Below are 3997 nucleotides of genomic sequence, written 5' to 3'. Positions count from 1 at the left end.
GGTGCCCCGGGGCCCCGCCCCCCCCCAACCCCCCGTTTGGGCCCCCCCCCGCCCCCCGGCCCGGGGGGCCCGGCCCAAAAACCCCCGGGCCCTAACCCTTTGCCGGTTAACGGCCCGCTCGTTCATTCCCGGTCGCTCAGCTCAGCGCCTGCTCGAGGTCGGACAGGAGATCGCTGATGTCTTCGATCCCCACCGAGAGCCGTACCAGATCGGCCGGCACTTCCAGATCGGACCCGGCGGTGGAGGCGTGGGTCATGGCGGCAGGATGTTCGATCAGTGATTCGATACCGCCGAGCGATTCGGCGAGGGTGAACACCTCGGTGCGCGAGCACAGGTCGCGGGCGGCTTCCAGACCACCGGCCAGCCGCACCGAGATCATCCCGCCGAACCGCCGCATCTGTTTATCGGCGACGGCGTGGCCGGGATGTTCCGGCATTCCGGGGTAGATGACCTTGCTGATCGCCGGGTTCCGGGACAGGAATTCGGCGAGCGTTTCGGCGTTGTCGCAGTGGCGGTCCATCCGCAGCGCCAGAGTTTTGGCGCCGCGGAGGGTGAGGAAGGCGTCGAACGGTCCGGGTACCGCGCCCGCGCCGTTCTGCAGGAACGCGAAGGCGGTGTCGAGTTCGGCGTCGTCGGTGATCAGCGCGCCACCGATCACATCGGAGTGGCCACCGAGGTACTTGGTGGTGGAATGCACCACCACATCGGCGCCGAGCAGCAGCGGCTGCTGCAGGTACGGGGTGGCGAAGGTGTTGTCGACCACGAGTTTGGCGCCCGAGGTGTGCGCGATATCGGCCAGCGCGGGGATGTCACCGATATTGAGCAGCGGGTTGGTGGGCGTTTCCACCCAGATCAGCTTGGTTTCCGGCCGGATGGCGGCGCGCATCGCGTCGATATCGGCGACGGCGGCCGCCGTATAGCTGATACCCCAGCCGGTGAAAACCTTGTCGATCAGCCGGAACGTGCCACCGTAGGCATCGTCCGGGATGACGATATGGTCGCCGGGCCGCAGCATGGCGCGCAGCGCACAGTCGGTGGCGGCCATCCCGGAAGCGAACGCTCGGCCGTACCGGCCGTTCTCCAGGGCGGCCAGGTTGGCTTCCAGGACCGTGCGGGTGGGGTTGCCGGTCCGGGCGTACTCGTACCCGCCACGCAGCCCGCCCACGCCGTCCTGGGCGAAGGTGGAACTGGCGTAGATGGGAACGTTCACCGCGCCGGTGCGCGGATCGGGATCGTAACCGGCGTGTACAGCCCTGGTGGTGAATCCCAGTTCGCTCATAGCCCCACCATAAACGTCGGGTGCCGGCTTCTTGCACGCCGGTCCGGTGTCGGGCCGTCGCGGCGGTCCGCGACTCGAACGCGCAGCTCCGCCGCTCACCGTGAGCACCGCGCCACCGCGGGCACCGACCGGGCCGCCGGTGCGGATTACGCTGGGCGCATGCAGACCGTGGCCGAACTTTTCGCGACAGACACCCTGCTCACCGGCGAGGAACGGGAGATCCGCGATACCGTCGCGGCGTTCACCGAACGCCGGGTGCGGCCGCATATCGCGGAATGGTTCGAGACCGGCACTTTCCCGGTCCGCGAGATCGCGCCGGAACTCGGGACACTGGGTGTGCTGGGGATGCATCTGGAGGGTTACGGCTGCGCCGGGCTCCCGGCGACCGCGTACGGCCTGGCCTGCCAGGAACTGGAGGCGGCCGATTCCGGGTTGCGCTCGCTGGTATCGGTGCAGGGGTCGCTCGCGATGACCGCGATTCACAAGTTCGGTTCCGAGGAACAGAAGACCGAATGGCTACCGGAAATGGCGGCGGGCCGCATGCTGGGCTGTTTCGGGCTCACCGAACCGGATTTCGGGTCCGATCCGGGCGGTATGCGCACCCGGGCCCGGCGCGACGGCGACGACTGGGTGCTCAACGGATCGAAGATGTGGATCACCAACGGTTCGGTCGCCGATATCGCGGTGGTGTGGGCAAAGGTGGACGTGCAAGGCAAAGATGTCGTCCGCGGTTTCCTGGTACCGGCCGGCACCCCCGGTTTCACGACCCGGGAGATGGCCCGGAAACTCTCGCTGCGCGCGTCGATCACGGCCGAACTGACGCTCGACGACGTCCGGCTACCCGGTACGGCCGTACTGCCCGGCTCCGAGGGCCTCTCGGCCCCGCTGTCCTGCCTGAGCGAAGCCCGGTTCGGAATCATCTTCGGCGCGCTGGGCGCGGCCCGGGACTGTTTGCAGGCGGCGATCGATTACGCGCGCACCCGAGCGGTTTTCGACAAGCCCCTGGCGGCGTATCAACTGACCCAGGCGAAATTGGCGGATATGGCCGTGGAATGGGGTAAGGGCCAGCTACTGGCATTGCATCTGGGGCGTTTGAAGGATCGCGGCGAACTCACACCGCAACAGGTGAGCGCCGGAAAACTGAACAGCACCCGCGAAGCGATCGCGATCGCCCGGGAATGCCGCACGATATTGGGCGCCAACGGAATAACCCTCGACTATCCGGTGCTGCGGCACGCGAACAATCTCGAATCGGTACTCACCTACGAGGGCACCGCCGAGGTGCATCAACTGGTGCTGGGCAAGGCGCTGACGGGCAGCGCGGCATTTCGCTGAGCGCGCCGGAGCCACTTGCCATTTCATCCCGGTCCACTCGCGGTTACCGGCGAATACACTGCCTCACAACGTGTCCCGCTCCGGCGGAGGACATTGTTACCAACCGTCATCCTCGAGCCATCTTCGTGTCACCCATCCGCCGGGCGGACGGCGCACTCTGATATGCGCACCCAGGGCGGGTCGGGAAAGCGTCCCGGGTGAAGTACACGGAGGTGCGTTATGAATTCGCAGTCGCCCGGACCGGGCAATCGGCGACCGGCTACCACGGCGAAATCCGCCGCCAGTTCGAAAGTCGCGCGCAGTTCGCGCGACCGCACCGCCACCCTACGATTACCCGATCAGCGCGAACTCGTCGCCGCGTTCACCGCGGCCGAGCATCCACAAACCGCCCAGCCCCTGCTGGCGTGGGCGAACACCCTGGCCCATCTGCACCGCCGCCGGCACGGCGATCCGCTGTCGACGGCCGGAATAGATTGCCGCCGCGCCGAAGTCGTCGAATTGATCGACCGCTGGATCAGCGACCGGGTCACCGAGGCGCGCGCCCGCCGGCCGCGGGCCGATTCCCTGGGAAAGACGATCGATCGGATGGCCGCCGCACATGTGCACGCGAACCACCTGCTGCATCATTGCGAACGCGTCTCCGACGACCGGGTGCATGCGGCGTGGTATCGGCTGGCACTGCTGGCCGACGAATGGACGGACCTGGTGACCGGCGCCGAGCCCGTACGCCGCAGGACCTGATCTTTCGCCGCCGCCACCTGCATAAATGCGCCTTATATCACAATTCGATATAGAGCGGCGCGTTGTTACCATCAGGATATGTTCGCCCTGGGTCCCCGTGTGTTCGAAGTTTCCGCCCGCCGTTTCCTGGAGGGCGTCCACCGGACGCACGGGGCTCCGGCGCGCGCCGCGGCCGCCGCGCTTCCCGGTTTATCGGCGGTGCTCGATCAGCATGCCGCCGCGGTACGCGACATCCTCGAACTCGGTATCGACTCCACGGCGCAAGCCCCCACCACCGTTCTGGTGGCCGGTTATATGCGCGGCCTGATGCACGAACTGACCGCGCCGCTCACCGAACCCGCCGATTGGGCGACCGCCGAATGGTTACATCTGCGCCTCGCCGGTGCCTGCCAGCAGGCCGGGTATCCGGCGCGCTGACGCGGTAGACGGCATTCCGCCGTGGGCCCGGGGGCCCGGGGGCGGGGGGGACAGTTGTTATTTACCGCGGGTAAGCAGGGGGGGGGGGTGGGCCGCACCCAGCCCCGCACTCGCCAGCGCCGCCCGGATCACCCGCACCAGCGACGGACCGTTCGGCGCCGTCAAACCATTCGACGCACCGTCCTGATTAACCGCCGACCCCCGCCCCACACCCCAAACCCCGCC

At 67.7% G+C, this 3997-nt stretch carries 4 protein-coding genes and 1 pseudogene; 3 read left to right on the top strand and 2 right to left on the bottom strand.

The annotated features are described in order from the left end of the window. Positions 1-136: 136 nt before the first annotated feature. Positions 137-1279, bottom strand: a complete 1143-nt coding sequence (locus QH276_RS21525) for a cystathionine gamma-synthase (protein ID WP_280397472.1) — start codon at positions 1277-1279, stop codon at positions 137-139. A gap of 159 nt (positions 1280-1438) precedes the next feature. Between QH276_RS21525 and QH276_RS21520 the strand changes: the two genes are divergently transcribed. From QH276_RS21520 to QH276_RS21510, 3 genes are all read left to right on the top strand, one after another. Beyond that, on the top strand, positions 1439-2614 hold the full coding sequence (locus QH276_RS21520; RefSeq protein ID WP_280397473.1) for an acyl-CoA dehydrogenase family protein: 1176 nt from the start codon (positions 1439-1441) through the stop codon (positions 2612-2614). Between the two features lie 219 nt (positions 2615-2833). Continuing rightward, positions 2834-3355, top strand: coding sequence for a DUF4254 domain-containing protein (locus QH276_RS21515; protein WP_280397474.1), 522 nt, complete (start codon positions 2834-2836; stop codon positions 3353-3355). Between the two features lie 78 nt (positions 3356-3433). Next, a complete protein-coding gene (locus QH276_RS21510) occupies positions 3434-3772 on the top strand; it encodes a DUF6401 family natural product biosynthesis protein (RefSeq protein WP_280397475.1) in 339 nt (112 codons plus the stop codon). 93 nt (positions 3773-3865) lie between these two features. Here the strand turns inward: QH276_RS21510 and QH276_RS35575 are convergent. Further along, positions 3866-3997 (bottom strand): annotated as a pseudogene (locus QH276_RS35575) (hypothetical protein); the annotation flags it as partial.

The organism is Nocardia carnea (genome assembly GCF_029869215.1).
GTDB classification, from domain to species: domain Bacteria; phylum Actinomycetota; class Actinomycetes; order Mycobacteriales; family Mycobacteriaceae; genus Nocardia; species Nocardia carnea_B.
This window is presented reverse-complemented; position numbering and strand designations above follow the sequence as displayed.